The organism is Sodalis sp. (in: enterobacteria), assembly GCF_047607725.1.
Classification (GTDB): domain Bacteria; phylum Pseudomonadota; class Gammaproteobacteria; order Enterobacterales; family Enterobacteriaceae; genus JBLKSS01.
Window position 1 is genome coordinate 1 of sequence record NZ_JBLKSS010000244.1, and the last position, 3665, is coordinate 3665.

General features: G+C 55.0%; 3 protein-coding genes and 1 pseudogene. All 4 read left to right on the forward strand.

All coding sequences use genetic code 11. From position 1 onward, the window contains the following. Window positions 1-219 precede the first annotated feature (219 nt). Window positions 220-498 (forward strand): annotated as a pseudogene (locus tag ACMX3H_RS17570) (c-type cytochrome biogenesis protein CcmI); the annotation flags it as partial. A gap of 33 nt (window positions 499-531) precedes the next feature. Continuing rightward, entirely contained in the window at window positions 532-1290 is a 759-nt protein-coding gene (mlaA, locus tag ACMX3H_RS17575) for a phospholipid-binding lipoprotein MlaA (RefSeq protein ID WP_415211725.1), read from the forward strand. Window positions 1291-1654: 364 nt separating this feature from the next. After that, entirely contained in the window at window positions 1655-1951 is a 297-nt protein-coding gene (locus tag ACMX3H_RS17580; RefSeq protein ID WP_415211726.1) for a YfcZ/YiiS family protein, read from the forward strand. A gap of 382 nt (window positions 1952-2333) precedes the next feature. Beyond that, window positions 2334-2816: a phosphohistidine phosphatase SixA gene (gene sixA / locus ACMX3H_RS17585; protein WP_415211727.1), complete on the forward strand. Its 483-nt coding sequence runs from the start codon at window positions 2334-2336 to the stop codon at window positions 2814-2816. Window positions 2817-3665 lie beyond the last annotated feature (849 nt).

A 3665-nucleotide genomic window follows, 5' to 3' on the forward strand; every position in this document is an offset into this window, starting at 1 on the left:
CAACAAACCCACCAATAATTCAAGACGTCCTCCACGGGGCGCTTACGTTTTAAGGCCGTTACGTTAAGTATCAAATGTTTTGCCTATAGGCTCTATTTTGTTCTTTTTTTGTTCATCGGTATCAAATACATAAATCATCCCTAAGCCTAAGAAATCCCACGAATTCCCGCCAGATCCCGCCAATTCCCGTAAGTATCAAATAAATTACTTCTCTATAGGACGCTATTTATTTCCGTCAGCGATGGACAAAGTCCAATACCTGTAGCGGTAAAACCTTTGCCAATGAGTCGCTTTCCGTTATCGTTATCGTTCGACGATAGTAATGCCATGATCCCCGAACGTTTGCTTTCTGCCCAGCGGCAGGTAAAAGTACGGGTCCGACTGGCGCGCGACGGTACCGTGCAACCGCAACGCGGTGACTGGTTCGGCAAAAGTACGACGCAGCCATTTAGCGGTAACGCCCGGGTAGCTGTTGAGATAGACCAGCAGCTTCCCTAGCGATGGCATAAGAAAATACAACGGAGTTTTATAATGAATTTTCGCTTGTCAGGTGTGGCGTTTGCCAGCGTCCTGCTTCTGGGGTGCGCTACTCATCAAAATCAGGACGACCAAGGCCGGTCGGATCCTCTGGAAGGTTTCAACCGCAGCATGTTTAATTTCAACTATAACGTGCTAGACCCCTACGTGGTGCGCCCGGCGGCGGTGGCCTGGCGGGATTATGTGCCTAAGCCGGCGCGTAACGGGTTGAGCAATTTTTTCACCAACCTGGAAGAGCCCGCCACCATGGTCAACTACTTTGTCGAGGGCAAGCCCTACAAAGCGATGGTGCATTTCAACCGCTTTTTCCTTAATACCCTGCTCGGCATGGGGGGGTTAATCGATGTTGCCTCCATGGCGAACCCGAAACTGGCCAAAGAGGAGCCGCGGCGTTTCGGCAGTATGCTGGGCAATTATGGCGTCGGTTACGGCCCGTATGTGCAGTTGCCCGGCTACGGCAGTTTCACGCCCCGTGAGGACGTCGGCGGGCTGGTGGATGATCTGTACCCGCTGTTGAGCTACCTGACCTGGTGGATGTCCGCCGGCAAATGGGCGTTGGAAGGCCTGGAAACCCGCGCCCAACTGCTGGACTCGGACGGCCAGCTGCGCAATTCGCAGGATCCCTACGCCATGGTGCGCGCCGCCTATTTCCAGCGGCATGACTTCCTGGCCAGCGATGGCGTGTTGACGCCGCAGGAAAACCCGAACGCCGCCGCCATCCAAGGCGATCTTAACTCGATAGATGCCCAATAAACGGCGCTGCCCCCTGTGGTCAATGGGCTAACGTCCAGACGGCAGGAGGTAAAGCGCCGGAGGGGGAGGGCAAGTTACCGGGGAGTCAGGGGGGCGACTGAGGGTGTGACGAGCCGCCGGGGTGCGGTTATGTTAGCGCCGTCGCACTCAGCATGACGTTCCGTTTACGGTTTTGCTACATCGGTAACGCTCTGGAAATAGCGAACCATGTCCCTTTACCTCGGGCGATAAAAACGCGTCTTTGGAGGCCCTATTGTGCGCCGGATCGGCTGTTAACCCCGGCGCAAGGGGCATATAATTATTCCCTATAATGAGTAAGATTGATGACTAGCGCCACCCCGGGTCGCCGGGCAAGGAGAACACAATGGCTAATTCACTGAACAAATGCAGCGCAAATGAAACGGCAGCTTGCTGCTGCGTTGACGTTGGCACCATCATTGACAATGAAGATTGCAAGGCGAGCTTTAGCTGCGAATTTGCGGTCCGCCAGCAGGCGGAATCGATGTTGGCCACGCTGACGGAAAAAGCCAGCGCGGTGGAATCCGATCCTTGCCAGATCGATGCTAGGATTGAACCACAGGATAACGGTTTCGTGCTGGACGCGGATTTTACTTTTTGCTGTCAGGCGGAAACGCTGATTTTCCAATTGGGTCTGCGTTAACTACTCCCTTGTCGAACCCCGCTGCTGAGCCCTTACGGCGCGGCGGGGTGCCGTTTTTGTTCCGCGATAAGAATATTCCCACGGTGTTTATGCACCATTCGGCTAAAGTGTTGTCATAGCCTGATAGTCATCGTAAATACGCGGTTCGTTTTCCAACACGAAAACGCGGCTCGCGTGCGAATGGCCCTGCGCGTGATATTGACTCCCGGGGTGGAGTTGATGTAAAAAAAACAGCGTTTTGGTCAGATGAGACCGCTCATCTGGCACGGTCGTTATACCTCCACCGCGGGTGGATGGCGGCACGACCCGTGCGTCAGTGGCAGGCTGTGGGCATATTCCCCAGTCGACCGGGCGCGTTTTCCCCCAACAACAACGGTGCATTATGCAAGTTCTAATTATGCGGCATGGCGATGCTGTTTCCGAGGCCGCCAGCGATGCGGAAAGACCCCTGACCGATCGTGGCCGTGACGAATCCGGCCTGATGGCGCGCTGGCTTAGTGGCCAAGTGGCGGATATTGATCGGGTGTTGGTCAGTCCCTATCTGCGCGCTAGGCAGACGCTCGATACCCTGCAGGCATACCTGGTGTTGCCGGACGGACATGAAGTGTTGCCGGAGCTGACGCCGGGTGGGGATGCCGGACTGGTATGCTGCTACCTGCAGGCGCTAGCGAATGAAGGGCTGAACCGGGTGCTGGTCATCTCCCATTTGCCGTTGGTGGGATATCTGGTGGCGGATTTATGCCCCGATGCGCAGCCGCCGATGTTCGCCACTTCCGCCGTGGCGGGCGTTGATCTGGACGCCGTCAGCGGCAGCGGCAAGCTGTGCTGGCAAGTGGGACCAACGCAACTGCTGTCGAAAGTCTGAATAAAAGACGTGGGGCGCAGCGAAGGGTGCCCCTGAGAGGGGTAGAATGACGCTTTTCTCCCTGCTAGACGCGTTGCCGCGACGTTTTCGGACGCTGACTCCGCTAATCGACATTGTTCCCATTACGCTTACGGCTAGCGGTTCTGCCGCACCCTGCATGCCGGCTTACCGCCACCTCGCGCCTGCAAAGGACCAGGTGGCGTTTAGGATGACATAGCCGCTCTCTGCGGCCCTTCTCTTTACCCGACGCTGGTTAACAGGACCGGCGTCAGCGTGAGGATCTTCAGCAGATGTCTCATCAAGATGGGATGGCCCACCCCTTTCTTAGTGCTCACTTTGCTTCGTATGCCAGATTTGCACCAGCCTGCCGGCGCGTCTTTGTTTCATCTTTTAAGGTGAATTTCACTCACGGCGGTTTAACCTCCACCTTAATGGGCATTTAGGGTGCCTGTTAGCCTGCGCCGCGCCAAGAGCCTCAAGAAGTTTGGCTCACGCCCTGGCGCAAACATGGCAAGCATGACCACATGACTATCGCTTACTTATCTCACCCCAAATCTCACCCTAAACACACTGCCGAGCCACTTTATTCGCTATAAAGCGCTTTTTACGCAGTGAATACGCGGTTTCCTAACCCACCGAGGTCAGGGGTAGAGGTGCTCTGTACCGTCCGGTCAAGGGAGGGTGGTTAGTTGCTCGACTCACTTAAACCGTAAGCGCCCCGTGGAGGACGTCTTGAATTATTGGTGGGTTTGTTGTACGAGACAGTAAACCTACGTTACACGCTTATGCTCATTGCATTTTCACATTATATTGATTTTAATAACTTTTATTTCCATCCCGGTTTGAGTG